27 protein-coding genes are annotated in these 25,330 nt (G+C 38.9%); 7 read left to right on the forward strand and 20 right to left on the reverse strand.

Going from position 1 to position 25,330, the window contains the following annotated elements; translation table 11 throughout:
* Positions 1 to 207: 207 nt before the first annotated feature.
* The 5 genes from FFM68_RS09155 to FFM68_RS09175 form a co-directional block, all read right to left on the reverse strand.
* Positions 208 to 1,515 carry an NCS2 family permease gene (locus FFM68_RS09155; RefSeq protein ID WP_137619041.1) on the reverse strand — a complete coding sequence of 436 codons (1,308 nt, stop codon included), beginning with the start codon at positions 1,513 to 1,515 and terminating at the stop codon, positions 208 to 210.
* A gap of 231 nt (positions 1,516 to 1,746) precedes the next feature.
* Complete coding sequence (gene deoC, locus FFM68_RS09160) at positions 1,747 to 2,424, reverse strand: deoxyribose-phosphate aldolase (RefSeq protein WP_137619042.1); 678 nt, start codon at positions 2,422 to 2,424, stop codon at positions 1,747 to 1,749.
* A 151-nt stretch (positions 2,425 to 2,575) separates the two neighbouring features.
* Positions 2,576 to 2,875 (reverse strand): rhodanese-like domain-containing protein, encoded by a 300-nt coding sequence (locus FFM68_RS09165; protein ID WP_137619043.1) that lies wholly within the window; start codon positions 2,873 to 2,875, stop codon positions 2,576 to 2,578.
* Positions 2,868 to 4,517 carry an FAD-dependent oxidoreductase gene (locus tag FFM68_RS09170; protein ID WP_137619044.1) on the reverse strand — a complete coding sequence of 550 codons (1,650 nt, stop codon included), beginning with the start codon at positions 4,515 to 4,517 and terminating at the stop codon, positions 2,868 to 2,870. The genes FFM68_RS09165 and FFM68_RS09170 overlap by 8 nt, the downstream gene beginning before the upstream one ends.
* 1 nt (position 4,518) lies before the next feature.
* On the reverse strand, positions 4,519 to 4,830 hold the full coding sequence (locus FFM68_RS09175; RefSeq protein WP_137619045.1) for a rhodanese-like domain-containing protein: 312 nt from the start codon (positions 4,828 to 4,830) through the stop codon (positions 4,519 to 4,521).
* A 174-nt stretch (positions 4,831 to 5,004) separates the two neighbouring features.
* Here FFM68_RS09175 and FFM68_RS09180 point away from each other — a divergent pair, with 174 nt between their 5' ends.
* From FFM68_RS09180 to FFM68_RS09190, 3 genes are read left to right on the forward strand one after another with little or no spacing between them, the layout of a single operon-like run.
* Positions 5,005 to 5,265 carry a metal-sensitive transcriptional regulator gene (locus tag FFM68_RS09180; RefSeq protein ID WP_137619046.1) on the forward strand — a complete coding sequence of 87 codons (261 nt, stop codon included), beginning with the start codon at positions 5,005 to 5,007 and terminating at the stop codon, positions 5,263 to 5,265.
* A gap of 9 nt (positions 5,266 to 5,274) precedes the next feature.
* On the forward strand, positions 5,275 to 5,589 hold the full coding sequence (locus FFM68_RS09185; RefSeq protein WP_137619047.1) for a DsrE family protein: 315 nt from the start codon (positions 5,275 to 5,277) through the stop codon (positions 5,587 to 5,589).
* A 53-nt stretch (positions 5,590 to 5,642) separates the two neighbouring features.
* Complete coding sequence (locus FFM68_RS09190) at positions 5,643 to 6,263, forward strand: GyrI-like domain-containing protein (RefSeq protein ID WP_137619048.1); 621 nt, start codon at positions 5,643 to 5,645, stop codon at positions 6,261 to 6,263.
* A 39-nt stretch (positions 6,264 to 6,302) separates the two neighbouring features.
* Here the strand turns inward: FFM68_RS09190 and FFM68_RS09195 are convergent, their stop codons facing one another.
* The 6 genes from FFM68_RS09195 to FFM68_RS09220 form a co-directional block, all read right to left on the reverse strand.
* Positions 6,303 to 7,376, reverse strand: a complete 1,074-nt coding sequence (locus FFM68_RS09195) for a hypothetical protein (protein ID WP_137619049.1) — start codon at positions 7,374 to 7,376, stop codon at positions 6,303 to 6,305.
* 15 nt (positions 7,377 to 7,391) lie between these two features.
* A complete protein-coding gene (locus FFM68_RS09200) occupies positions 7,392 to 7,655 on the reverse strand; it encodes an rRNA processing protein (protein WP_137619050.1) in 264 nt (87 codons plus the stop codon).
* Positions 7,656 to 7,784: 129 nt separating this feature from the next.
* Positions 7,785 to 9,002: an MFS transporter gene (locus FFM68_RS09205; RefSeq protein ID WP_137619051.1), complete on the reverse strand. Its 1,218-nt coding sequence runs from the start codon at positions 9,000 to 9,002 to the stop codon at positions 7,785 to 7,787.
* Positions 9,003 to 9,197: 195 nt separating this feature from the next.
* Positions 9,198 to 9,674, reverse strand: coding sequence for a VOC family protein (locus tag FFM68_RS09210; RefSeq protein ID WP_137619052.1), 477 nt, complete (start codon positions 9,672 to 9,674; stop codon positions 9,198 to 9,200).
* Positions 9,675 to 9,936: 262 nt separating this feature from the next.
* Entirely contained in the window at positions 9,937 to 10,413 is a 477-nt protein-coding gene (locus FFM68_RS09215; protein WP_137619053.1) for a rhodanese-like domain-containing protein, read from the reverse strand.
* A gap of 447 nt (positions 10,414 to 10,860) precedes the next feature.
* Positions 10,861 to 11,784, reverse strand: a complete 924-nt coding sequence (locus FFM68_RS09220; protein ID WP_137619054.1) for an FAD:protein FMN transferase — start codon at positions 11,782 to 11,784, stop codon at positions 10,861 to 10,863.
* Positions 11,785 to 11,926: 142 nt separating this feature from the next.
* Between FFM68_RS09220 and FFM68_RS09225 the strand changes: the two genes are divergently transcribed.
* Positions 11,927 to 12,913: an ornithine cyclodeaminase family protein gene (locus FFM68_RS09225; protein WP_137619055.1), complete on the forward strand. Its 987-nt coding sequence runs from the start codon at positions 11,927 to 11,929 to the stop codon at positions 12,911 to 12,913.
* Between the two features lie 55 nt (positions 12,914 to 12,968).
* The gene (locus FFM68_RS09230; RefSeq protein WP_137619056.1) at positions 12,969 to 13,181 is read left to right on the forward strand and encodes a tautomerase family protein; all 213 of its coding nucleotides are present in this window, start codon (positions 12,969 to 12,971) and stop codon (positions 13,179 to 13,181) included.
* 106 nt (positions 13,182 to 13,287) lie between these two features.
* On the opposite strand, the gene FFM68_RS09235 is transcribed toward FFM68_RS09230, so the two are convergent.
* Positions 13,288 to 13,827, reverse strand: coding sequence for a prolyl-tRNA synthetase associated domain-containing protein (locus FFM68_RS09235; RefSeq protein ID WP_137619057.1), 540 nt, complete (start codon positions 13,825 to 13,827; stop codon positions 13,288 to 13,290).
* A gap of 200 nt (positions 13,828 to 14,027) precedes the next feature.
* Here FFM68_RS09235 and FFM68_RS09240 point away from each other — a divergent pair, with 200 nt between their 5' ends.
* Entirely contained in the window at positions 14,028 to 14,903 is an 876-nt protein-coding gene (locus FFM68_RS09240) for a LysR family transcriptional regulator (RefSeq protein ID WP_137619058.1), read from the forward strand.
* Positions 14,904 to 15,009: 106 nt separating this feature from the next.
* A complete protein-coding gene (locus tag FFM68_RS09245; protein ID WP_137619059.1) occupies positions 15,010 to 15,885 on the forward strand; it encodes a sulfite exporter TauE/SafE family protein in 876 nt (291 codons plus the stop codon).
* Between the two features lie 95 nt (positions 15,886 to 15,980).
* Here the strand turns inward: FFM68_RS09245 and FFM68_RS09250 are convergent, their stop codons facing one another.
* The 8 genes from FFM68_RS09250 to FFM68_RS09285 all read right to left on the reverse strand — a co-directional run bounded on the left by FFM68_RS09250 (position 15,981) and on the right by FFM68_RS09285 (position 25,284).
* A complete protein-coding gene (locus FFM68_RS09250) occupies positions 15,981 to 16,424 on the reverse strand; it encodes a MerR family transcriptional regulator (RefSeq protein WP_137619060.1) in 444 nt (147 codons plus the stop codon).
* Positions 16,425 to 16,595: 171 nt separating this feature from the next.
* The gene (locus FFM68_RS09255) at positions 16,596 to 17,705 is read right to left on the reverse strand and encodes a hypothetical protein (RefSeq protein ID WP_137619061.1); all 1,110 of its coding nucleotides are present in this window, start codon (positions 17,703 to 17,705) and stop codon (positions 16,596 to 16,598) included.
* A 143-nt stretch (positions 17,706 to 17,848) separates the two neighbouring features.
* Positions 17,849 to 18,688, reverse strand: a complete 840-nt coding sequence (msrA, locus tag FFM68_RS09260; RefSeq protein WP_137619182.1) for a peptide-methionine (S)-S-oxide reductase MsrA — start codon at positions 18,686 to 18,688, stop codon at positions 17,849 to 17,851.
* Between the two features lie 174 nt (positions 18,689 to 18,862).
* On the reverse strand, positions 18,863 to 19,834 hold the full coding sequence (locus tag FFM68_RS09265) for a diaminopimelate dehydrogenase (RefSeq protein WP_137619062.1): 972 nt from the start codon (positions 19,832 to 19,834) through the stop codon (positions 18,863 to 18,865).
* Between the two features lie 249 nt (positions 19,835 to 20,083).
* Positions 20,084 to 21,856 (reverse strand): oleate hydratase, encoded by a 1,773-nt coding sequence (locus FFM68_RS09270; RefSeq protein WP_137619063.1) that lies wholly within the window; start codon positions 21,854 to 21,856, stop codon positions 20,084 to 20,086.
* Between the two features lie 272 nt (positions 21,857 to 22,128).
* Entirely contained in the window at positions 22,129 to 22,881 is a 753-nt protein-coding gene (gene map / locus FFM68_RS09275) for a type I methionyl aminopeptidase (protein ID WP_137619064.1), read from the reverse strand.
* A 478-nt stretch (positions 22,882 to 23,359) separates the two neighbouring features.
* Positions 23,360 to 24,232 carry a class II fructose-bisphosphate aldolase gene (locus tag FFM68_RS09280; protein ID WP_137619065.1) on the reverse strand — a complete coding sequence of 291 codons (873 nt, stop codon included), beginning with the start codon at positions 24,230 to 24,232 and terminating at the stop codon, positions 23,360 to 23,362.
* Positions 24,226 to 25,284 carry a zinc-dependent alcohol dehydrogenase gene (locus tag FFM68_RS09285; protein WP_137619066.1) on the reverse strand — a complete coding sequence of 353 codons (1,059 nt, stop codon included), beginning with the start codon at positions 25,282 to 25,284 and terminating at the stop codon, positions 24,226 to 24,228. Before FFM68_RS09285 ends, FFM68_RS09280 begins: the two co-directional genes overlap by 7 nt.
* Between the last annotated feature and the right edge of the window lie 46 nt (positions 25,285 to 25,330).

The following is a 25,330-nucleotide window of genomic DNA, read 5'->3' on the forward strand; positions in this document are numbered from 1 at the left end:
GTAACTTTAATTTTACAGAATGGACTTTCTTTTTTTCTACCCTAAATATCTATTTACACAAGATATTTTACGCTATCTCTGAAATCTTAAAAGAACATGATAAATTCTTTAAAATCATAAACAATTATCATAAAAATCATTTTATTGTTATAGAAAAAAAGCTGCTCATCTTCAATTGAAAATGAGCAGCTGATCAATCAACCATTATTATACATTCAAGATCCACATAAATCCGATAAAGACGAAGAACAATCCATACATGATTGGTGAAACTTCTTTCCCGCGTTTAGCGGCCACCATCGTAATCGGATAAAAGATAAAGCCTAACGCGATTCCGTCTGAAATACTATAAGTCAGCGGCATACCGATCAAAATCAAAAATGAAGGAATCGCGATTTCTAATTGATCCCATTTAATTTGACGCAATGATTGTGCCATTAATACACCGACTACGATCAATGCAGGCGCCGTAACTTGCGAAGTAACGACTGACAGCAATGGCGAGAAGAACAAACCGAAGATAAAGAATACTCCTGTTGTAATCGCGGTCAAACCGGACCGACCGCCAACTGCGATCCCTGCTGAAGATTCTACGTAAGCACCAACTGGGGATGTCCCAAATAATGATCCAGCCAACATCGCTGTCGAATCAGAAGCTAACGCTTTTCCAACTCGCGGCATTTTATTGTCTTTCATGAAGCCGGCTTGATTGGCTAATCCAACTAATGTCCCAGCAGTATCAAAGAAAGTCACTAATAAAAAGGTCAGTACAACAACCCATAATTGCAATGTGTTGATATCTTTCACATGTTTTAACGCAACTAAGAAAGTCGGTTTCAAACTGGGTGCGGCAGAAATGATTTGTGTTGGCGCTTGAATCAATCCAGTAACTAAACCTACTAACGTCGTAGCGACCATCCCGATAAAAATTCCACCTGGTACTCGCCGCACTAGCAAGATCGCAGTCACGATCAACCCAAAGACAGTCAGCCAAGTTGTCCCAGTCATTGAACCTAAACCGACTAAAGTCGATTTATCAGCGACGATGATGCCACCTTCACTCAATCCTAAAAATGCAATGAATAATCCGATTCCGCCAGATATCGCATATTTCAAATCTGCGGGGATCGCATCGATGATCATTTCGCGCAATTTAAAAATAGTAATCACAATAAAAATCAGCGATGCCACAAATACTCCAGCTAAAGCAGTCTCCCAACGAATCCCCATTCCGATACAAACCGAATAGGCAAAAAAGGCATTGATCCCTAATGCAGGTGCTGTCGCGATCGGATAGCGCGCCAACACGCCCATCAAGACACAGCCTAACGCACTAGCTAATGCTGTAGCAGTAAAGACAGCTCCTTCATCCATTCCTGAAGCGCCTAATACACTAGGATTTACAAAAAGAATATACGCCATTGATATAAATGTAGTAAAGCCTGCCAAAATTTCTCTTTTTACTGTTGTGTTTAATTTATCAAGTTCAAAATAGGAATTTATTTTCCCTTTCATGATACTCCCCCTATAATCTAAAATGTTCGTAAAATAATAGCATTTTTTTCAAACAACGAGGATAATCATATAATAAACATGATAATAAGTAAACAATAATATACAAAATTAGTGAAACACGAACATTAACTAAAAAACCTGTCCTCGAGCTTCTTGAATCCCTTCTGCTTGTTTAAACTTGCTAAAGGATCTTTTCTTTTATTCTGCTGAATGAAAGAAAACGCTCATCGTTTACTGGAGTCGCTTCTTATATTCTTCTATTATTTTGATTCCTGAACTAGTTCCTAAGCGTTCCGCACCTGCTTCAATCATCTTCAATGCTGTAGCCAAATCGCGAATGCCACCGGCTGCTTTCACTTTTACTTCGGCGCCTACGATTTTTTTCATTAACGCAACATCTTCAACTGTGGCACCGCCTGTCCCAAAACCGGTTGACGTTTTGACAAAATCAGGCTTCACTTCTTTGGCGATTTTGCAAACAGCAATCTTCTCTTCATCCGTTAAATAGCAATTTTCTAAAATGACTTTGCTGATGATTCCATTTTTCCGCGAAATATCAACGATTGCTTTCATCTCTTCACGAATATAGTTATGCTCACCGTCTTTCAATTTACCGATATTAATGACATAGTCGATTTCATCTGCGCCATTTTCGATAGCCTCCATTGCTTCAAACACTTTTGTTGCAATCGTCGTTTGTCCTAATGGAAATCCAATGGCGGCACCTACGTGAACTGGACTGTCTTTCAAAAATTCTCGACACCGTGCGACTGGAAAAGAATTGATCGCGACCATTTTAAAACCATACGTATCAGCTTCGTTGCAAAGACGTTCAAATCCCGCAGTTGTTGCATCGGCTTTTAATAATGTGTGATCCACCATATTTGCTAATTTTTTTAATTCGATCATGTCCCCACATCCTTTTTGTTGATATCTTTGTTGATATCTTTATAGTAACACTTTTTAATTTTTTACTGCTTAAACAAAAAATTGATTCGTGCTATCTATATCAAGCAAAAAGGAGGTTGTGACAAAAATCTTGTCACAACCTCCTAGTTAATTAACGGCTTAATTCTCCTGGCCAAACAGCGGTTCCACCTAAAACATTGACGACATTATACCCTTGATTTGCTAAAAAGGTGCAAGCATTTTCTGAACGAGCACCTGATTGACAGACTAGATAGAACTCTTTTTCGACATCTCCTTCAAGCTGATCCACACCTAAACGACTCAAAGGCAGATTTTTTGCATGAGGGATATGCCCCAGTTGGTATTCAAAATCTTCGCGCACATCGATGATTTCTACCTTTTTTTGTTTAGTTAACTGATAGAAATCAGCCATTGTGATCGAATTAGTCATAAATCAATTCCTCCGGTCTGACGGTTTTGTATAAAGCAAAGGCGCCATCTAAATTTTTTACACGAAAACCGTTTTGTTTTAAGATTCGTTCAGCAACATAACTTCTCAACCCGCTATGACAACTGACCACATACTCTTGATTCGGATCGAGCTCAGCAAGTCTTTCACGTAATTGATTGAGCGGCAGATTGATTGCATCTGGAAAACGTCCCTGAGCTAACTCACCAAGATTACGAACATCTAATAATTGGCTGCCCTTTCGCTGTTCTTCTTTTAATTGATACCACTGGATTGATTCACTAATGCCTTCTGCTAGATTGATTGCCGCATATCCTAACATATTGACTGGATCTTTAGCTGAACCAAATGGCGGTGCATAAGTGAATTCCAATTCAGGCAAATCAAAAATCGTCAATCCACCTTTGATCGCTGTCGCTAAAATATCGATTCGTTTATCCACCCCTGCTGCCCCGACACCTTGGGCACCAAAAATTGTTCCTTGTTCCGGATCAAAAATCAATTTCAAGGTCAGCTCGCTTGCTCCAGGATAATAACCAGCATGACTTTTTCCAGCAATATGAACAACTTGATAAGTTAATCCCAATTGTTTGACTGCACGTTCACTCAATCCAGTCGCCGCTGCGGCTAAATCAAAAACACGTACGATTGCTGTCCCGATACTTCCCCGATTTGTTCGCTTCAATCCAGCGATGACATCAGCAACTTGTCGACCTTGGCGATTCGCCGGTGAAGCTAATGCGATCAAGGCATCTTCACCACTAACTTGCTGTTTAACGATGATTGCATCGCCTACTGCAAAAATATCCGGTTCACTCGTTTGGTATTGTTCGTCTACTACGATTCCGCCACCTAAACCAGTTGCTAATCCAGCTCGTTTAGCAAGGGTATTCTCCGGACGAACACCGACAGAAAGAAGAGTCAAATCAGAGCGTACTTCTTCCCCATTCGTCAATTTAATGCATTTGCCTTGTTCGCTGAAACTTTGAGCAGATTCACCGGTGATTACTCGAATCCCTTTTTTGATCAATTCATTTTGAACAAAGGCGGCCATTTCTTCATCTAGCGGCGGCAAAACATGCGGCGCTTTTTCAATCACTGTTACTTCTAAACCGCGAGATTTTAAATTTTCAGCCATCTCAAGACCGATAAATCCTGCACCGATCACCGTTGCCTTGGCAGGTTTATTTTCTAAAGCTTGCATGATCTGATCTAAATCTGGAACATTCCGCAAACTGTAAACATTCTCTGCCTCGGTTAAGCCTGTCATTTCTGGGATCAATGGTTTTGCTCCCGGGGATAAAATCAACTTGTCATAACTTTCCTCAAAAATTCCTTGTTCATTTTTGATTGTTACACTTTTCTTTTCTGGCGAAATAGCTATAACTTCGTGAAAAGGACGGACGTCAAGTGCAAAGCGTGTTTTCAACGAAGCCGGTGTTTGGACTAACAACGCTTCTCGCTCAGCGATCTCGCCAGAAACATAATAGGGCAAGCCGCAATTAGCAAAAGAAACAAAAGGTCCTTTTTCCAACACAATGATCTCAGCATCTTCCATCAAACGCCGCAATCGTGTAGCTGCCGACATTCCGCCTGCAACACCGCCTACAATAACGATTTTCATTTTATTTTCCTCCCTTGACCGGACCATGCCATTGATTCATCCCGCCACGTACATTGATCACATCATAGCCTTTTTCTTTTAAAATCTTCGCGGCTTTTTTACTGTTTACTCCTGCAGTACAAATTACATAAAGTTCTTTTTCTTTGCCTTGATAATCAGTAATTTTATTAAACGGCCGATTTATCGCTTTGGCAATATGCCCTTTACGGTATTCTTCAGGGTTTCGAACATCTAACAAAGTAATTGGATCATTTAGTTTTCCAGCTAACTCTTTGGTAGAAATAGACGGGATCTTTTGAAATAAATTGAACATGCGTGACACTCCTTTGAACTATTTAAAATACCTATCAGGGTATTTTTATCATAAAAAATAAATCTCTGTCAATTGTTCTGTTTGCAACTGATTATAACAAAAAGCACACCACTTGACGAAACATACCCTGACTAGGTATATTCTTCATAAATTGATTTAAAGGAGTAACTATCAATGGTTATTGAAGAAAAAAAAATTCTTAATCGTTTGAAACGAACTGAAGGACAAATTCGCGGAGTCCAAAAAATGATTGAAGACGAAAAAGAATGTATCGATGTCATCACCCAATTAAGTGCGGTCCGTTCCAGTATTGATCGAGTAATGGGAATGATCGTGGCAGACAATTTAAAAAACTGTTTTGAACATCCTGAGGAAAATCCTGCGGAACAGGCAAAAAAATTAGAACAAGCAATCAACATGATCATTAAGAAATAAGGTGCAGAAATGAATGTTGTTTTTCATATTGATGAATTAGAAAAATGGTCTGAGACGGCCAATAATGTCAAAAATCTATTGAAAGAACCTTACGAAATAACTATTATTGTTTTAGTTAATGGAAAAGCAATCAATGGTTATTTAGCGCCTGAAAATCAAGCTTTTATCGCAATGAAGCGGGTAACCTTCCATGCTTGCAACAATGCACTGCGGGCAAACCAGATTCCGCAAGCCCAATTACCTAAAAATGTTATCGTCGTGCCTTCTGGCGTCCTAGACTTGATCGAACTGCAAGCTGCAGGTTATGCTTATATCAAACCATAAACACTACAAACAAAACATTGTTCAAAAATTTAGTTTCAATTAGGAGCGGACACATGAAATATGAATGGCGCAAAGCCGAAAAACAAATCTATTTACCCAAAAAAATCGAGAGCCAAACAATCCCAAATTATAAATTTATTTCATTGTCTGGTCATGGCAATCCAAATAGTGCACACTTTAGCGAACAAATCAGCGCACTTTATATTTTATCCTATGCTTTGCGGATGAAACTCAAAAAAGGTGAACTAGGCGAGCCGTTCGAATACACGGTTTATCCATTAGAAGGTGTTTGGACTTCTGAAAAAGATCCTGGTGATGGCCCCCTTAACAAAGATGAATTGATTTATCAGATCATGATCCGCCAGCCGGATCGTCTCACGGAAGAAGACTTCTTGGCGGTGGTTGAACCGACGTTCAAAAAAAAGCAAAATCCTTATATCAAAGATGCCAAATTTATCGAGTATGAAGAAGGTCGTATCATCCAAACAACCCACCTCGGTCCTTACGACGATGAAGCGGCAACTTTTGCTAAAATGCATGAATTTATGGAAAAAGAGCAGTTGCACTCAACTACTACAATGGGTCAGTACATTCACCGAGAGATCTATCTTTCAGATCCGCGAAAAATCGAGCCGGCTAAGCAGAAAACGGTTTTGCGTTATAAACTCAAATAAAAAATACCGATTGCCAGAAATTGATGGCAGTCGGTATTTTTATTTTTTCTGTTTGCGCTGGATCGCTTTTTTGATTCCTACCCGATACACCTTAGGAATCGCTAGGAAAAAATTTTGCGTAAACTGATATTGTTGATATTTCTCGATGATAAATGCTGCTAATTCTTCGTTGCCATACTTTTTCTGGTGAAAAAGTTTAAAACTGTGGATCTTGCGTTCCACTTTTGTTTTTTTCAACACTAACAAAAAAGAGAGCAGGTCATCAAAGTAGCGCTGCTTAGCCGCTTGGTACGTTTCAGGCCCGTAGCGTTCCAACTGAATAAGATCAGTCAATTTGCGTTCCCAAAACTTTTGCTCCACATAGATTGGAGCTTGGATATCTTGCTGAAAGTCATCCAGATAAGCTTCAAAAACTTTTTTATCTGCTAAAAAGTTCTTTTCATTTCCCTCAAAAACTTCGCGGTCAACTTGATTGATCTCTGTCATGATGCTCAAATAGTCTCCGATAAATAACGGCATCTGAGCCGCACGGAAATGAACGGCTCGTTCCGCTAATTTGTGATTCAAAGAAAGCGGTCGACGCAACATATTATTTCGATAATAAGCAAACACGTAGCGCTGCCATAAATCTTCTGGAAACGAAAAGCCCTTTTTGCTCAACCAAAGTAGTTCGTCTAACGCCAAATCTACATGCGCGACGCCTTTTTTGATTTCTTCAGCTACTTGCTGGGAGATCCCTAAATGATCTTTGAAGTGTTGGATGCCTAAACGAATTTCTTGTCGTTTGATTTTTGATTCGATCACAAATTGATATTTTAGCGGACGCCCGCAGGCACATTTCAATTGACTGTGAACGCCTCGCTCGAATTCGTCATCAATATTCAACGCTACAAATTCCCAATCAGACGCCTGCAAATATTGTTTTTGTAAAAATAAAGAGCGGACTTCATATTTTCTTTGCTGATTGACTAGCTGTTGTTGCGCGGCCGTTAATTCTTCAAACAAAACTTTGCGTTCTGCGCCTGAATACGTCACATGACATTCCGTTGGGTAATCATCTAGTCCGTAACTTCGCGGATACCAATGTTCATAAATCTCTAAACTATTCTTCATACATTAACTCGTTTCTTATCTCTTTGGATCAAATTTATCTTCAAGCTCTTGGATAATTTTTTTCGCTTCCTCTTTCAGTGAAGGATGCTCCTCTTCTTTTTCCACCGAATTTGAGCCGGAGCGAGCGACTTCTTTAGGTTCACCGGAATTACTACCGGCTAATGCTTCCGATTTGTCTTCTGTTTCACTGGAATTTGTACCAGCTAACGCGACATCTTCTTCTGTTTTAGGTGCCATTGAGCCGCGCAAACGGCGATCTTTTTCATTGTGATTTGTCATTTATCCCACTCCTTCAATTGATTATTTTTATAATACAATTTTGTCCCCCACAATCAGAAACTATACGACTTCTTTTTTGTATTTTACCTGATCACTGACTAGAAAGCCAAAGACAGCCTTAAAAAAACTTCACTGCACAATTGATCCGTTTGTTTTTTCTACTGACATCCAGACGATCAATGTCCCAGCAATCGAGATCACCGTTCCGATCAAGAGCATTGCAGAAACAGATAAAAAGCTCAGCATCTGACCACCGACAAAAGATCCAACAATGCCGCCAAAAGTATTGGCTGTCGCCATCAATGTTTGTCCCTTGACTAAATCCTTTTGCGGAATGATTTGATTTGTATAGTAGACCGATGCCATCGTATGGAGTGCAAATCCTACCATTTGCAAGCTCTGTGCCGCATTGATCAAAAAGATATTGCTAGCAAACAAGATCAATACTGCTTTGACTGAGAAAAAGAATGCAGCGATCCTCAGCAATGAATGGATCCTGAAACGGCGCAGTAACCAAGAAAAGAAAAACATCGTTGGCAACTCACACAATGCCGCGATCGATAAAGAAGAGCCCACATTGACTTCTGTTCCGCCTAATGGCTGTACGATTTGGAACATGTAGCTGTTGATGATCGTGTGGAAAACAAACAATAAAGAAACGCCAACTAACAAAAACATAAAACGCTTGTATTGCTTAGAAAACGCGAATAACCCGATTGGTTCTTCCTGCGTTGCCTGAAGATGTTTTGACGCTAACGAGGCTGAATATTTCCCTGCGTGTCGCCGAGTATCGATCATTAATGTCATGATTGTGAAAAACAAAAAAATACCGATCAATAAATACAAAATAATCGTTGATGAAAAACGTTCGATCAACACTCCAGTCACTGCCGTTGCAGCAGCAAACGCCAATGAGCCCAGCCCACGTGCTACGCCAAAATTCAATCCATAGCCGCGACTGATAAAAAAAGTTCCAATAGCAATCGTCATCGGCTGCAAAAGAACAAGGCAAGCGTACAATAAAACATAAATAAATGCTACGACTAATAAAACTTTGGGAACTACCAGTAAAATACTTGAAAACACTATCAACAGTATTGCCATCCCTGCTGTCAACTGCGACAAATGAATCCGCACCATCCGATCAGCAAATGATGCTAAAAAGGGTTGTAAGATTGCTGCCAACACGTTTGCTAGTGATAGGATCAGTCCAATTTGTCCATTCGTAAAACCTCGTGACAGTAAAAAAACTGACGTGAACGTCCCCAACACGGAATAACCCATCCAATAAGGAACTTGCATGCTGATGTATTGCAGATTCAACTTGATTTGATTCGTTTTTTCCATACACCCTCCTCTAAACATATTCTTTCTCTATTATACCCGATAGTAAATACGAAAACGATGACTCGTCGCAATCGTCTCTTAAAAAAACTGGTTCAAGAATCGCAGGCAGTCTTTAAAAGATTTCTAAGGCTGATTTTCCATGCCCCGCTTTTTCAAAGAAGCTGATTCACAATTTCCAGGCAAAAAAATCCCACATCACTTCACGCAATGTGAGATCATTTTTCTAAAATTGTGACCATGGTTGGCATGTAACATCCAGTTGATTCCATATTTATCTTTGAATTGTCCAAGCTTTCCACCCCAGAATTGATCTTCATAAGGCAAAACAATGGTAACTTCATTTGATTCTGTCAATCGTTCATAGAAAGCATCTGCCGCTGTCATACTTTCAGGATCTTCGCTGTTTACACTGATCATCAAAGAAATTTTATCTGTTGCGCTTGTATCTGCCCCAAATGAATCCCCTGCTTGGATCTCTACACCTAAAATATTGAAAGTTGCATGGACCGTAACTGTGTCTAAGTCAGTACTTTCAGGAATCCCCATTTGAACTGCTTGCTCTGCAGTCGGTGATAAGCGATGAATAGCTGTTGCTCCAAAAACCTCTTCATAATACGCTAGCGCTTCTTTCGCATTGTCGTATGCGATGGAAGGAAATAACCGTGTTTCCATGTGCATTCACTCCTTTAGATTTTTTTAGTGGTGTCTTATTAAACCTAAAATCCATGTAAAATGCAACTGTTTTCATTCGCTTATCCCTTAAATTTTGGAAGATTTTACTTAGTCGGCAAACGAAGAGCGCAAGACTTCCTCCCAACTCAAAAAAGACTTTTAAAATTTTACAGTTTGCTCTAAAAAAATGTATAGTTGCTAATAAAAAAATGTATAGTTGCTAATAAAAAAAGGCGTGACTTTTTGTCACACCCAAAATGGATTACTCGGTTACCCAAAGTTTTTGATCGTCTTTATAAGGCCATTTCTTCGCACCATTTTCAACGATAAATAGCCGTGATTCATCAATACCTTCATCAATCAGCAGTGAAACTGTCCGTTTAGCACCACCGCCGCCGCCAGGGCAGACAACATAGATTGGATTATCGCCGTCTTTAAATTGATCGGCATTATCAACAACTAGTTTTTCTAATTTTTCAGTATCAACCGGATAAGCTGGTACACTGATCGAGTTTGGTAAATGACCTTTGGCATAATCTGCTTCTGGTTGAATATCAATGATTTGATAGTCAGCTGGATCATCATTTTCCAAAACAGTTTTCATCTTCTCAGGTGCGATCATTTGCCAAGCGATATCTGCTTCCGCTCGATCTTCTTTGGCTTCGTTTTTTTGACAGCCGGTTAATACTACCGCAAACATTGCTAAAACAATCACTAATAGTCCGCTCATTCTTTTCATTACTAAATCCTTCTTTCGTTGATTTTTAGTTGGAACGCTGGCTAAATAAGTTCTTGCTTTCTTCTATCCACATTTTTCCGCACAAAAAAATAGACAGCTTTTTCAGGTGTCATTCAAAAATTTTAACTTTATTCTTCGTACTTTGAGGGAAAGAATGTCGCCGGAACTCGCTTAGAGACTCTAAGCAAAATTTCACCTCATAGTCATAGTCGTTTTGACACTTCTTTCACCTCCATACCCTTTGTAAAGGTTTTCTTAAAATAAAGTATATAGAAAGAAATAGACTTTTTCAATAACAATTAATGTTCCATTTGATTCTTATGATAGTTCAATTACCAGTTGAAATAATCAATAAAATAATATCTATAAAAAAACCATGATAGTTATTTATCATGGTCGTTCAATTAGCCTATAGATTGTTTTTTTCTTGTCTAGATCGATCACCGATCAGATGTCGATTCTGTCTTTCAAACCGTCACTATAGGCTAAGCGTTGGTCAGTGGTGACAATGATTCCGTCAATTTCTCGCTGGTTCAATTCTGCTAAAACTTCCTGCGCTGATTTAGCAAATAAGCGCGTCGTCCAAATTTCTCCGGTCAATGATTCTTTCGAAACAATCGTTAAACTTGCCAGATCTGTTTGAATCGGATAACCTGTCTTGCTGTCAAAAATATGGTGATAGCTCTGCCCTTGCCATTCAAATTTACGTTCATAAATTCCGGAAGTCACTACCGATTCATCTTGTGTTTTGACAACAGCAACATAGTTTCCGCGCGGCAAAAACGGATTCTGAATCCCGATCCGCCAACGACCATCTGCTCGCTGCGGTGCTGGTCCATAAGTCAGTACGTTGCCACCTAGATCGATAAACGCCGCTTTTGCTCCACTAGCTTTAAAATCAGCGATAATCTTATCCGCAAAATAACCTTTCGCCAACGCGCCAAGATCCAGTAACATTCCAGGTCGCGACAAAAAAACGGTTTGATTCAATTCATCCAGCTGGATAGCCGCTGGGTCGATCATAGTCAGTTTTTCTTGGATCTTTTCTGGCGAAGGAAACTTTGCATCAGCAAACCCTACCCGCCACTCTTGAATCAATGGACCAATAGCGATATTCAATGAACTGTCTGAAACTAAGCTCTGCTTTTTGCCAATCTGGATCAACTCAAAAAGTTCTTCATCTACTTTGACTGGAGCAATCCCAGCCTGATGATTGACTGCCATCAGTTCTGAATCAGCCGCGTTAGCGCTGAACCGCTGCTCAAAATTCCGCAAGCGGACTTCCGCATCGTCCAACATTTTTTCTGCTTGCGGATGATCGACCCAAAGTTTGATGGTAGTCCCCATTAAATGCACTGTTTTCTCGCTCATTTCTACGTCCCTTTCTTGCTCTCTTTCTAGCTTAATAGATTATCTAATAGAACAAAAGAACTATTTCTGAATTTATTTTGAAACCAGTCATGTAATCGCTTATACTTCTAAGTGTGGAAGTATAAATATAGAGGAGGATTCTATGCTACTTTTATCTCGTGCGAATATCAAACAAGTTTTTACTATGAAAGATGCTATCGAGGCGGACAAGGTCGCCTTCCGTTTATTCAGTGAAGGCAAAACCGAGGTGCCATTGCGGACACAGATCGTTTCAGAAAAACAAAATGGAACGTTTTTATTCATGCCTTCTTATGCGCCAGATTTAGACGCGGCAGCACTGAAAATTATCAATATTTTTCCTGACAATATTGATCAAGGTTTAGCATCTGCGCCAGCCCAGGTGTTGTTAGTCGACGGCAAGACTGGTTATGTCAATTCCTTGTTAGATGGCGTAACGGTCACTCAACTTCGAACCGGCGCTGCATCAGGAGTCGCTTTTGATCTTTTAGGCCGAAAAGATGCAAAAAAAGGCGCATTGATTGGCACCGGCGGACAAGCCGCAACACAATTAGAAGCCATGATCTGCGCTCGTAACTTGGAGACCGTTTATGTTTTTGATCAAAATCAAACACGAACGAAAGAATTCTCCGCTCAAATGAATGAAGAATTAAAAGATTACGGTACGCAGATTTTACCGGCAGCGACTTCCGATGAAGCCATCCGCGAGGCTGATTTGATCATTACGGTCACTCCCGCCACCTCACCTGTTTTTGACGGCAGCAAAATCAAAGCCGGTGCCACAGTCAGCTGTGTCGGCTCTTATCAGCCGCAGATGCAAGAAATGGATCCTGTGATTTTAGAGCGCGCAAGTAAGATTTATTTTGATTCAGAAGAAGCCGTGCTCTCCGAATCAGGTGATATTTTGATTCCGCTAGCAGCCGGGACTATCACAAAAGCTGACTTCACTGGCGACATTGGCGAGGTTTTATTAGGAAAAATCAGCGGACGAGAAAATGATGAAGAGATCATCGTCTTCAAAACTGTTGGAATCGGTGCCCAAGATTTAGTTACCGCTCAAAAAATTTATGAACGGGCGCTCGCAGAAAAAATCGGGACAGAATGGTCCTAAAAAGTAGCGTTTCATTTTCTTTAATACAATCAAATAAACTATGGAGGAACCACTCATGCCACATTTATCAGTAAAATTATATCCTGGTCGTTCGGAAGCCGTAAAACAAGCTTTCGCTGACAAACTACAAGACTTCGTTGTCAAAGAATTAGGGTGCGAACCAAATGTCGTTTCCGTTTCTTTCAAAGAAATCGATCCAGAAAAATGGAAAGATGTCATTGATGACGAAATCGCTGGCGAAGAAGTCTATATCGAATCAGATTTCTAAAGGTCAAAACAACTTCTGTGGATTCAATCAATTGTTGCTTGATCGAAGTGATCACTAATTAAATGAGTAGACAAAAAGACGAGCTCACACTCGTCTTTTTGTCTTTTTATAGTTCAATAATTTTAGGCCGACATTTTGTATAAGGTAAAAATTTTTGCAAAATATCTGCAGTTCTTAATTTTAAATAGCCTGTAGTCGTTCCATCACTGCAACCATAATAGTCTTGCTCGCAGACATCTTGATCAAGTACAAGTTGAACATTGCTCGCTTCTTTTAGCAAGGTACTGAAAATAGTCGCTGCTCCGATTTTTGTACCTAACATCTCGGTCATCTGCTCGAGAGATGCAAATGAAACGCGAGATATTTCTAATGCTTGACTGAAATCTTTTGATTTGAAGGCTTTATCCCCGCGAGTTACAAAAAGATAAAAATTTGTTTTTTGGCGGTTGCACAAAAACAGTGTCTTCACCATCTCCATTTCCAATCGCTCATTGATTTGCTGACAATCTTCCATTGTGATGACTTCATCAGTCGCCACTCGTTGAAATGCTATTTCTAATTCTTGCAAGACTTGATAAACTTTTTCTTGCAAAGGCGTGCTGTAAACTGTTGGTACAGATGTAACTATTTCACTTACAAAAACCATTCTACTCATCCTTTTTTGCATTCTTTATTATGAAAATCAATTGGAGCTTCTCCTACTAACTTTTTCCAACGAAGGAAATTAGTCATTCCTACTTTCTGTATTGATTAGTTATTAGCAGTAATTTATCATAAAGTCAAAGATTACAAAAACGATTTTTTTTCATACTTAATATGATAAAAACAGATGGAGGAGGAATGGCTATGGATATGAACATTCAAAAATACATCGCCTTTGTCAAAACCGTAGAATTAGGCAGCTTCACAAAAGCCGCCAAAATTTTAAATTATTCTCAATCAGGGATCAGCCGAATGATCAATGACCTTGAACAAGAATGGGGAATCGTCTTACTAGAACGGAATCGTGCAGGACTCAGATTAACTTCAGACGGCATGAATGTCTTGCCTTACGCGAAAGAATTGGCAGACAACTATCAAACGTTACAAAACCAATTAGCGGAACTTAGTCACTTAGATACGGGCTTGATTCGTATAGGAACCTTCTCCAGCGTTGCCACTCACTGGCTACCAGAAGCAATCAAAAAATTCCAAATAGCTTATCCTAAAATTGATTTTGAGTTATTACTAGGTGACTACGATGAAGTTGAGCAGTGGATTTTAGCTGGCCGCGTTGATTTTGGTTTTTCTCGGTTACCTGCAACACATAATTTGGAACAAAGATTTCTCCATGCGGATGAACAGCTGGTCGTTTTACCGAAAGAACATCCATTTTTAGCTAAAGAAAAAATCTTCCTCTCTGATTTGCAAGACCAGCCTTTCATTTTACTGGAACGCGAAAGTAATTCAGATGTTGCGGAGCTATTGAAAGACGCTCACGTTCAACCACAAATCAAATTTCGAACATGGGATGATTATTCGATTTTAGCAATGGTAGAGAAAAATTTAGGGCTCAGTTTGCTGCCGAAATTAATTTTACAGCGGATCGCCTATCACGTTGAAATTCGACCCTTAGCCGACCCAGTCTTTCGTAAAATCGGAATCCTTTATCGCAATGAGGCGCTGCTTTCCTTAGCTAGTAAAAAATTTCTACGATCTTTTTTTGATCTCCAAATTAAATAAACTTATTTATTTTAAATAGTTCAATAAATCACAAAAAAATCAATTTTATAGTTCTTTCTACTTTATTTACTGGTATAATTAGAAAAAAAGATTTACGGGAGGACTTATGGCACAGATTATTTTTTATATTTTGATTGGTCTGATGATCTTCCAAGCAATCATGCTTGTGCGCGATGTTGTGACCCATCGTGAGGATTTAGGGCCAGGTAGTTGGCTAATCAGCGGGATTATTGGCTTTATTGCTGATTTTGCAGACACGATTGGAATCGGAAGTTTTGCACTTACTACTATGATGTTGAATATCTCCAAGCAAAATAAAGACGATCGAAAATTACCGGGAATTTTAAATGTCGGACATGCGCTCCCAGTCTTGACTGAAGCTGTGATTTTTGTCACAGTTATCAAAGTCGATGCCGTGACTTTGATTTCCTTAATTTTTGCAGCGATTGTCGGTTCTTGGTTCGGTTCTAAATTTGTGACAAAATTATCCGAGACCGCAGTCCAAAAATGGATCGGTTGGGCACTGCTGATCACCGCTGTTTTGATGTTGTTACGCCAAACGGAGGTCATCGCTTTATTAGGAAAAGGCAACACCGCAATGGGCTTAACTGGCGGAAAATTAATTATCGGAATCATCGGCAACTTTTTCTTCGGCGCCTTGATGACGGTCGGTGTTGGTTTGTATGCGCCATGCATGGCGATGGTCTATATGTTAGGGATGACACCGCTGGCGGCGTTTCCGATTATGATGTGTTCGTGTGCTGGTCTTCAACCAGTCGCAAGTATCAACTTTATTCGCGAAAAAGCTTACTCTAGAAAAATTGCTTTAGCAATCACGATTGGCGGGATCCCTGGTGTGATCATTGCTTCTCAATTTTTGATGAACTTAGATATTTCAATGGTCACTTATTTAGTTATTGTTATTATTTTCTATACGGGAGTTCAATACATTCTAAAATCACGAAAAACTGCGCTAGCGTAAATAAAAAACACTGTACCTTGATTTTCAAGTACAGTGTTTTTTTATTTGTATTAGTTTGCTAGTTTCAATAGGTACTCTATTTCCACTATACTTGATCAAACACGAAAGCCATTTGCTAATTGCAATTCAGCTTTCTCTTTTTTTACAAAAGCGACTTGGGCATCAATCAACTCTTTTGCTATAGGAGAATTATAACGATCGATCTTAGTATCGATCTCTTTTAAATTCTCTGTCAGCTGTGCTTGCTGACGTAAAACTTCTGCTTTGTGCGCTTGCAACAAGGCTTTTCGTTGCGGAATCGTCTTAGAACCGTCCATACAATAGTCAATATATTGTCTAATCTCATGGATTGGCATCCCGGTATTTTTTAAACAACAAACTGTATGGATCAGATTCAAGTCTGATTCAGTAAATTCACGGTAACCTGAATCATTTTTTGCAACAAAAGGTAATAGTCCTTTCTTATCATAAAAGCGGAGTGCAGAGATCGTCAAACCAAATTTTTCTGCTACTTCTTTAATTGTATACGTCTTAGCCATTATCTTTCCCTCCTATACTAAACAAAATCATTCTCACTGAATCACATAGGATTTTGCATTACAATAATTCAATGAAGTAAAATAGTCAAATAAAGGACTTAACTATCTGATGCACCGAAAAAAATGGCCCGCACAAAAAAGACCGACCATATTAAATGATCGGTCTTTGGATTAGGCTGATAGTTGCCCAGATTGTTCTAATGCTTCTTCAAGTTGTTTGTATTGTTCATCAGTCAGATAGGGTTTGTAGGTTTCTTTGATTTGATCAATTTCAGATTGGGTCAATTGCGCTTGCCCGCTTCTGATCACATCTAGCAAGTCGTTGAAATCTTCTTCTGAAACAAGTTCGCTTTGTTCTTGGGCAGAAGCAAAGATCTCTTCAAGTTCTTTGACTGAAACTGTCTCAGCCGCTTTTGGTAGCGTAATTTTTTTCTTTGATTCCTTGGCTTGATTGTTAAGTGTCAAATCAGCAGAGATCGTGACACCTTCATTTTTAGCTGCAAGTTTTAGTGTTGTTTTTTGAGTATTTTTTTTCGTGTTCAAAGTGGTTGTTTGTTCATACTTAGTCAATTGACCTAAGTTTTTTTCAAGTTCTTTTGCTGTTTTCTTTTCATCTTTATTGCCGTTTTCTTCGACGTATTTGATAAATCCTCGGATGTCTTTTTTAGTGAATGTCCGTTTGATAGTCTCTTCTTTTTTCTCAAATGATTCCGGTGCTAAAGTATCAAGGTACTCACTGAAGATTTCTGTATCCAAGTTCCCGCTGATCGAGTCAGCCGTCGTATCTCCCACGTCACTTTCTTCCATATCTTTTTCAGTTATATGGATATATTTTCCTTCCAAGCGTTCCAAATCCTTCGCCTCAATTGGAATTTCCGCATCAAATTCTTTTGCAATATCCATGATTTCTGTCAAAATCACCGTATTCATATACACGTCTTGCTTCTTTTCATCCATAAAAAACTCAACTGGGATTTTCTGGCCTAAAAGATCAAAATCCATCGTCATTTCAAGTTGTTCCTTCTTACTATCTTTTAGATAGTCGCCTGAGATTTTTGTGCCACTAATCATCTTTGCAGCCATCTCCATTGAAGCGCGCATTGGTTCATCAGCATCTTTTGCTTTGATTGCTACATTATTAAGTGCGACCGAATATTCTCCGGCATTCATTTTATTTTGTTCCGCTAACTCTGCTGTAAATTCTTTTTGAGTCTCTTTTTTACAGCCAGCAAACAGGATTACTGCCAATACCGCCACCATAACCACTTTTAACTTTTTCATTTTTATTCTCCTTAAAAATAATCTTTTCTCCATCATATCGGTCTTGAAACATGAATACAATTATTTATCAAAAAAACTGGCTTGTTTATCTTTCCAGACCGTTCATTTTCCAATAAAAATGTCGCTTGGTCAATCAGATCCCTTTAGCTAGGATTCCGCTTGATTTGAGCCATTTTTTGCCGAATATTTCCCATCAAATGCTGATAAGCTAAAAATTGTCGCCGTTCCCGTTTGATCGCACGATAGCGTTTCGGCTGTTTTTTATAAAATGCTTGGTGGTAATTTTCAGCCGGCCAAAATTTTCCTGCCGCCTGGATTTCTGTAACGATTGGTCGCTTATATCTGCCTGAATTGATCACTGCTTGTTTTGTTTTTTCAGCAAGTACTTTTTGCTCGTTAGTTGTGGGAAAAATAATTGGCCGATACTGCATGCCGCGATCTTGAAATTGCCCTAAGGCATCCGTTGGGTCTGTAATCTGCCAATAAAGAGCGAGCAAGTCTCGATAGCTGACAACGCGCGTGTCAAAAATAATCTCTACTGCTTCGACATGACCCGTATGGCCGCCGCTGACTTGATCATAACTAGGATCTTCCGTCGTTCCGCCAGTATAACCAGACAAAACAGAAACAATTCCTGGCTGATTTTCAAACGGTTCCACCATGCACCAGAAACAGCCACCAGCAAAAATTGCCCGTTCTTGATAGACAGAGTCGCTGATAAAATGTTTTTCTTTTACAACATGCTCTACCGCTTTTTTTCCAGTGATCATTTGATAAAAGTCAGCGACATCTGGAGTCAAATTATTTCGTAGTGCTAATGGCCGTAGCTCTGCTTCCAGCTTCGCCAGCTGTTCTTTGAAATTTATTCGATCGGTCAGCGCATTTTTTGTCGCAGTTAATAAATAGCGCTCCCATTCCCGCGTATTGGGATTTACGATCAAATTGTAGAGTTGCTCGACGATTTCATCTTCGGTCGCTTCCATGTTGTTCACCTCTGCGGTCATTACTTGGATTTTATCTGAATTTACCATAATTTTATCGAATAATCGAATTGTTGAATCGAAAAAAAAGACTCATCCTCTCGGATAAGTCTTCTCGCTCTTAACGTGACCTGAATCGCATCAATCGATTCATGAACACGATCCTTTTTCATAATTTTATAGCAATTCTTTTCTCAAAGTTGCATCATCAAGCGGTGATAAATATTTCGGTGCAATGTCTAATACTGTGAACGCACCAAATTGCTTTTCTTTTGCTAAGCGAGCACAAGCTCTAGCATAAGCAACAAGCACACTGGCCGTGAACTCTGGATTGCTTTCTAATTGTAAATTGTACTCGATCACTTGCTTCGTAGTTTCGTTCGTTGTGCCTGTCCGCAATACCGTTCCGCCGTGAGGCATCGTATGATGATCCCGTCGCAATTCTTCGGCTGAAATGAAATGAACGATCGTGTCGTACTCATCAAAGTAGTTTGGCATTGTCACAATTGCTACTTTGATCGCATCAGGATCAGCACCCGCTTCTAAAACAACGAAACATTCCCGCAGATGTTTGTCGCGAGTCGTCAATTCCATTTTTTCGCCGGCTTTTAATCTTTCGATCACGTCATTTTTGGGGATTGTATATTGGATCGCATCAGCAATGCCATCGATTCTTCTCAACGCATCTGAATGTCCTTGGCTTACGCCTTTGCCCCAAAAAGTATACGTTTCGCCTTCTGGTAAAATACTTTGAGCATATAAACGATTCAAACTGAACAAGCCTGGATCCCAGCCCGTTGAAATAATCGAAACTGTTTGATTTTCTTTTGCTGCTTGATCAACGTTCGCAAAGTGTTCAGGAACTTTCGCATGCGTGTCAAAACTATCGATCGTATTAAAATTCTTTGTGATTGCTGGTGTTTGGACGGGTAAATCAGTTGCTGAGCCGCCACACAAAATACATACATCGATCGTTTCTTTTTTTGCTTCTAATTCATCGAGTTCATAAACGGGTGCCCCCTCTGTCTGAACCGTTTCTGGATTTCTTCTTGAGAAAACGCCGACTAATTCCAAATCTGGATTTTGTTTCAACGCTTGTTCAACACCGCGTCCTAAATTTCCATATCCAATAATCGCTACTTTGATCATTACTTGTCCTCCTAACAATGTTTATTAGAAGTATACTATAAAACGAATAAAAAGATTAGAAAAAATCTCATGATTAGACAACTGGCTGAAGCGCCTGTTGCTAATACTTTATCTATCAGCTTGAAGACCTCTAGCCCTTTTTTCTTACTTTAACCCCTAAGCAATAGTCTATCCCAAGAACTTTGATCGATTATTTTACTTAAAATCAGAAAAAAATGAGGGGCGACTCTTGTCACACCCTCACTTTTCTTACAACAGATGGTTGTCTTTCAACACATCTTCAATATACGTATGTTCGATTTTCTTAGCAAAATGATGCAATACTTTTTTCTCTACAAAAGGCAATTCCATTTCAGAAAGTTTTTTACGATCGCTTAAATAATAAACCGAATTGGCTAACGTCCGCAGATCATACGCCGATGCAAAAACTTCTGGTACGCCGCGTTCAAGATCTAAAAATGAGTACACAGCTTCCATCGCCGTTCGAACCGAATATTCTGTTGTGAAGACTGTGTCGCGTTTTGTTTCAGCAAAGTTTCCGATGAAGGCTAAGTTCTTAGAGCCATTTGGAATGACTAATGGGCGATCCCCAGGTTCCCGCAGCATAAAATATGACGTAATAAACGGCATGTACACAGGGGTCACAACACAAGATTCTTCAGAAAATTTCTTAATGTCTTCTTCCGGCACGCCTAGATGATACATCAATTCTTGCACGATTTCTTGCCCGCTGCATTTTTCAATTGGTTTCTTGATATAATTTCCTGGTGTATTGGACAATAATCCGTAGACCCAAGTCACTGTTTGTTGATCGTTTTGTTCTTTGAAATGTGGTTGGCGATGGGTCGCAAAACTCATCAGCCAATTGGAATCTTTGATCGTAATAATCCCGCCAGTAACAACTTTTCCAGAACGTAATTTACGTTTCGTCAACCGTGAAATATATGGTTCTATATCAAAATTTTCCCAAGTAACTGTCGCTGAAACGAACCAGCTTTCTGCCGGCAGATTTTCGCAAAAAACAGCGGGATGACCAAATTCATCCGATTGTTTCGCTAAATTTTTCCATAAATTCCAGCTGCCGCCCAATTCATGAGTAATCGGTGCTGGTGTATGATGATTTCCTTCAGTTGAGCTTTCCGTAATCGAACCATTCGTCACAAAGACCAAATCATTTTCTGTCAAAGGAATCTCTGTTGCTTGGCCTGAACGTGTCAGTAAGATTTTTTGCGCCACCTTTTTATCTGGTGTCACTTCGACTTCGATATTATTGATTTTCGTTTCATACTGGAAATCCACACCATGATCATTCAAAAACGCTAAGAGCGGTTTTACTAATGATTCGTATTGATTGTACCGTGTGAATTTCAAAGCGGTAAAATCTGGTAAGCCATTGATATGATGGATAAAACGCATGACATAGCGGCGCATTTCAATTGCTGAATGCCATTTTTCAAAAGCAAACATCGAACACCAATACAACCAAAAGTTTGAAGCGAAGAACTCTTCCCCAAAAACATCTTCAATTTTTTTACCGATCAATTGATTTTCTGAGGTCATAAATAATTCGACTAATTCTTTTTGTGCCGTTTTTGATAAGGTAAAATCGCCATCATCTTCCGCACGTTCCCCCCGATTATGGATAATCCGGCAATTTGATGAATTAGGATCATCATGATCTAACCAATAAAACTCATCTAAAACTGAGGCATCTTCTACTTCCAGTGAAGGAACGGAGCGAAACAGATCCCATAAACATTCAAAATGATTTTCCATTTCACGACCGCCGCGCGTCACGAAACCATCATGAGGAATGAATTTTCCATCTAATGAACCGCCGGATAAGGAAAGTTCCTCAAAAATATGGATACGTTCACCACTCATTTGGCCATCTCTGATTAGAAAAACTGCTGCCGCTAATCCAGCTAATCCCGCGCCGACAATATAAGCACTTTTCTCATCAACACCCGCTGGTTTTCTTGGTCTAGCAAAAGCTTCATAATTTCCATTCGTATATCTCATGATGTTTCCCCCTTCAATTGATTAACTTCAGCTTACCAGTGAGAAAAATTAATTGAAAATCAAATGACTTCGACTTGTTGAAAAGTTAGACTCTTTTGCTGATTTGTCAAAAAAGTGGGTATAACAGAAGTAGACAATTTAAAAATAGAAAGTAGGTTTCAAGAAACGTTGCTCAAATTTTTGCAAAATCTTGGTTCTCTTTCTAAGAAACCATTTTTCATCAGTTATTCAAAAAAAGATGTGACAGACTTTCTGTCACATCCCTTTTGAAATTAGTTTCTTTGTTCTGTCATAATAACGGGACCGTCTTTTGTAATAGCGATCGAATGTTCATATTGTGCACAAAAACTTCCATCTAACGTACGAGCAGTCCAACCATTGCCATCGATTCCTGCTTCCCACGTTCCTGTCGTAATCATCGGTTCGATTGTGATGGTCATCCCTTCTTTTAATCGTGCACCTTTTCCGGCAGTTCCAAAATGCGGGAAGAAAGGTTCTTCATGGATCGTTGGTCCAATTCCATGCGCAAGAAAATCTTGCACAACACCATAACCTTTACCTTCCGCATACGTTTGAATCGCATGACCAATGTCGCCGACACGCTTGCCAACTTGTGCTTGCGCGATTCCTAACATCAATGCCTCTTTCGTAACATCCATCAACGCTTGATGTTCCGGTGTGATTTTACCGACTGCATATGTCCAGCAACTATCTGAAATCGCTCCATGATAATCTACACAAAAATCGACCTTCAAAACATCTCCGGTCTTCAAGCGATAATTTGATGGGAAACCATGACAAATCTCATCATTTACACTCGTACAAGTCGCAAACTCATACCCTTCAAACCCAATTTGAGCAGCCGTTGCTCCAGCCGCTTCAATTTTTTTCTGTACAAATTGATCAATCTCTTTTGTCGTTATGCCCGGAACGATGATTTCTCGCAACTGTTCATGTATCCCAGCCAAGATTGCTCCTGATTCTTTCATTTGTTCAATTTCTCTTGTTGATTTTAATGTAACCATTTCATTACTCCTTCACTGATTCTTTGCTAGTTATAACACGAAACATTTTTGAAAGAAAGCCGGAAAACTTTTTTTGTCATTAAAACATTTTGCAAGCTTAATTTTAGTAAATATCAGCTTCCTGTGTGTTAAATATAGTTCTAACAATATTTAACACACTATCTATAAAATCCTGACTTTTATGGTTAGCCATCTTTTCAGAACAAATACTCGTTATTTTCTGTAACTAATCAAAAATATTAATTGAGATATCCTTACAGATGATTGAAGTTCATTTGTTAAATAACTAAATCCGATATCTTTTTCATCATAAATAGGAATCCCTATCTTAATTTTCTTCTCTATTACAATATGTAAGATAAAATAAATCCGACTAGTAAAAAACTAGTCGGATTTATCAATTATTTTTTTAATCAAACAGAAATTCTGTGTGTTCCATTGATACTTATATTCTATTTTCAATAATGATAAGTCGACTTTATTTAAGATTGAATATCTTTAATGCTTGAACAATATTTTCTTTAATAGCTGTAGTAGCTGTTAATGACAATATATCAAAAAAGAATTCTTCATTTTGGGAATGTTCAATAGTATCTTTCACTGATTTCCCAGCCGCCAGATTCATATACGTATAGTAATTTATTTTACGAATACCCGCTTCAATAGCTCGCCGATAATCGCCTTTTGAAACACCTGATCCTCCATGCATGACTAGAGGAACACCGTCAGTGGCCAATCGAATACTTGCAATACGATCAAAATCTAAGTTTGGTTCTGTTAAATATTTTCCATGAACAGTCCCAAAAGAGATTGCTAAACTGTCAACTTGAGTAGATTGAATAAAATCTTTTGCTTGTTGTGGATTCGTAAATAGGTCGATATTTCCAAAATCACTTATCTTAGATGTACGACCTTCTCCACCACCGATTGTTGAGTTAGTCATCTCACCTAATTCTGCTTCAACAGAAACACCTACACTATGTGCGATCTTAACGAGCTCCGAAGTTTCCTTGACATTTGTCTCATAATTTTTTAAAGAAGCATCATACATGATTGAAGTAAATCCCAGCCGAATAGCCTTTATGCACTCAACTAAACTAGAACCGTGATCTAAATGTACTGCAACAGGAACTCTAGCTCGTTTAGCATAGTCGACCATCAAAGGTCCAATTTCTTCTATCGAAATCAGATTTTCATGAACTTCAGCATGTTGAATGATTACTGGTACTTCCAACATCTCAGCCGCTTGAATCACCCCTCTTAGTGACTCTAAATTCGGTACATTAAACGCGCCGACTGCACATTGTTTTTTTTCAGCTTCTATTAGTAGTTCTCTAACTGTTGCTAACATGATTCTTCACTTCTTTCTTGCTCAAAATCAATCACAATTCGAAACGATTCAGTATTTACTGCTTCCTCAAAAGCAGGCTCAATTTGACTCAACGGGTAAATTTTTGTAATAAATGGTTTTACATCAACGATTCCCTGACTAATCAAACGAGAAGCTCGAATAAAATCACGTTTGTTAGAGTTTGCAGTTCCCTTGATTTGCTGACCAGTTTTATGAATATGATCAAATTTTAGACCGACTGGTTCATCTGGATAATAAGAAGAATACAAAATCATTGTACCCGTATTAGATAAACTTTCTAACAACCCAGGAATCAGACCAGAAATTGGAGTAGTATTAAATATAATCTGTGCTCCTAAATTTTCTGTATATGCTAAAATTTTCTCGGTCAAGTCTTCTTTCACTGGATTTATAACGTGAGTTGCGCCTAGACTTTTGGCTAGTTCAAGCCGTTTTTCATTTGGATCTGAAACAATTACAATAGCCCCTCTTTTTTGAGCTAATTGAAGGTGGAGCATTCCCATGATTCCAGCACCAATAATTAAAACATAATCTCCAAAATCTACTTTTGCAGTCTCAACACTATGCAATACGCAAGATAATGGTTCAGTTAAAGATGCTTCTTCTGGAGCAACATTTTGATAACTAAAAATATCTGATGGATCAACTATTAGATATTCGGATAGCCCACCCATTCCTCTATAAGGTAATCCTGGCTGCTGTTTACTATGATCAAAATTTAGACAATTTTGTTCTTCACCAATTCTACAATAATAACAATGACCACAAGCTAGATTTGTGCCAAAAACAATCTTATCTCCTTGCTTCCAATCTCCTTCAACCGCTTCACCAATCTTAACGATTTCACCTGCGATTTCATGACCGCCAATAAACGGGTAGGAAACTTTTTTCACTCCTGTATATACTCGCTGCTCCCAAGTACAGATTGCACATGTATCGATTTTCATCAAAATTTTTTCTTTTGGCACTTCTGGCATTGGTGTCTCTTCAACTACTAAATTTTTCACATCATAAAATACAGCTGTTTTCAAAAAAATTCATCCTTTCATTTTTAATAAATTAAAAAACGACGTCAGA

It is taken from the genome of Enterococcus xiangfangensis (assembly GCF_005405365.1).
Classification (GTDB): domain Bacteria; phylum Bacillota; class Bacilli; order Lactobacillales; family Enterococcaceae; genus Enterococcus_A; species Enterococcus_A xiangfangensis.

Coding starts and splice junctions, on each gene's coding strand:
- FFM68_RS09255 (WP_137619061.1), bottom strand. CDS start 17,705: ATGAAAAAGTTAAAAGTGGTTATGGTGGCGGTATTGGCAGTAATCCTG.
- FFM68_RS09235 (WP_137619057.1), bottom strand. CDS start 13,827: ATGGTTTTTGTAAGTGAAATAGTTACATCTGTACCAACAGTTTACAGC.
- map (WP_137619064.1), bottom strand. CDS start 22,881: ATGGTTACATTAAAATCAACAAGAGAAATTGAACAAATGAAAGAATCA.
- FFM68_RS09185 (WP_137619047.1), top strand. CDS start 5,275: ATGAATGTTGTTTTTCATATTGATGAATTAGAAAAATGGTCTGAGACG.
- deoC (WP_137619042.1), bottom strand. CDS start 2,424: ATGATCGAATTAAAAAAATTAGCAAATATGGTGGATCACACATTATTA.
- FFM68_RS09250 (WP_137619060.1), bottom strand. CDS start 16,424: ATGGCTAAGACGTATACAATTAAAGAAGTAGCAGAAAAATTTGGTTTG.
- FFM68_RS09180 (WP_137619046.1), top strand. CDS start 5,005: ATGGTTATTGAAGAAAAAAAAATTCTTAATCGTTTGAAACGAACTGAA.
- FFM68_RS09195 (WP_137619049.1), bottom strand. CDS start 7,376: ATGAAGAATAGTTTAGAGATTTATGAACATTGGTATCCGCGAAGTTAC.
- FFM68_RS09165 (WP_137619043.1), bottom strand. CDS start 2,875: ATGACTAATTCGATCACAATGGCTGATTTCTATCAGTTAACTAAACAA.
- FFM68_RS09245 (WP_137619059.1), top strand. CDS start 15,010: ATGGCACAGATTATTTTTTATATTTTGATTGGTCTGATGATCTTCCAA.
- FFM68_RS09155 (WP_137619041.1), bottom strand. CDS start 1,515: ATGAAAGGGAAAATAAATTCCTATTTTGAACTTGATAAATTAAACACA.
- FFM68_RS09265 (WP_137619062.1), bottom strand. CDS start 19,834: ATGATCAAAGTAGCGATTATTGGATATGGAAATTTAGGACGCGGTGTT.
- FFM68_RS09225 (WP_137619055.1), top strand. CDS start 11,927: ATGCTACTTTTATCTCGTGCGAATATCAAACAAGTTTTTACTATGAAA.
- FFM68_RS09270 (WP_137619063.1), bottom strand. CDS start 21,856: ATGAGATATACGAATGGAAATTATGAAGCTTTTGCTAGACCAAGAAAA.
- FFM68_RS09210 (WP_137619052.1), bottom strand. CDS start 9,674: ATGGAAACACGGTTATTTCCTTCCATCGCATACGACAATGCGAAAGAA.
- FFM68_RS09200 (WP_137619050.1), bottom strand. CDS start 7,655: ATGACAAATCACAATGAAAAAGATCGCCGTTTGCGCGGCTCAATGGCA.
- FFM68_RS09215 (WP_137619053.1), bottom strand. CDS start 10,413: ATGAAAAGAATGAGCGGACTATTAGTGATTGTTTTAGCAATGTTTGCG.
- FFM68_RS09175 (WP_137619045.1), bottom strand. CDS start 4,830: ATGTTCAATTTATTTCAAAAGATCCCGTCTATTTCTACCAAAGAGTTA.
- FFM68_RS09230 (WP_137619056.1), top strand. CDS start 12,969: ATGCCACATTTATCAGTAAAATTATATCCTGGTCGTTCGGAAGCCGTA.
- FFM68_RS09205 (WP_137619051.1), bottom strand. CDS start 9,002: ATGGAAAAAACGAATCAAATCAAGTTGAATCTGCAATACATCAGCATG.
- FFM68_RS09170 (WP_137619044.1), bottom strand. CDS start 4,517: ATGAAAATCGTTATTGTAGGCGGTGTTGCAGGCGGAATGTCGGCAGCT.
- FFM68_RS09280 (WP_137619065.1), bottom strand. CDS start 24,232: ATGTTAGCAACAGTTAGAGAACTACTAATAGAAGCTGAAAAAAAACAA.
- FFM68_RS09240 (WP_137619058.1), top strand. CDS start 14,028: ATGGATATGAACATTCAAAAATACATCGCCTTTGTCAAAACCGTAGAA.
- FFM68_RS09220 (WP_137619054.1), bottom strand. CDS start 11,784: ATGAGCGAGAAAACAGTGCATTTAATGGGGACTACCATCAAACTTTGG.
- FFM68_RS09190 (WP_137619048.1), top strand. CDS start 5,643: ATGAAATATGAATGGCGCAAAGCCGAAAAACAAATCTATTTACCCAAA.
- msrA (WP_137619182.1), bottom strand. CDS start 18,688: ATGGAAGCGACCGAAGATGAAATCGTCGAGCAACTCTACAATTTGATC.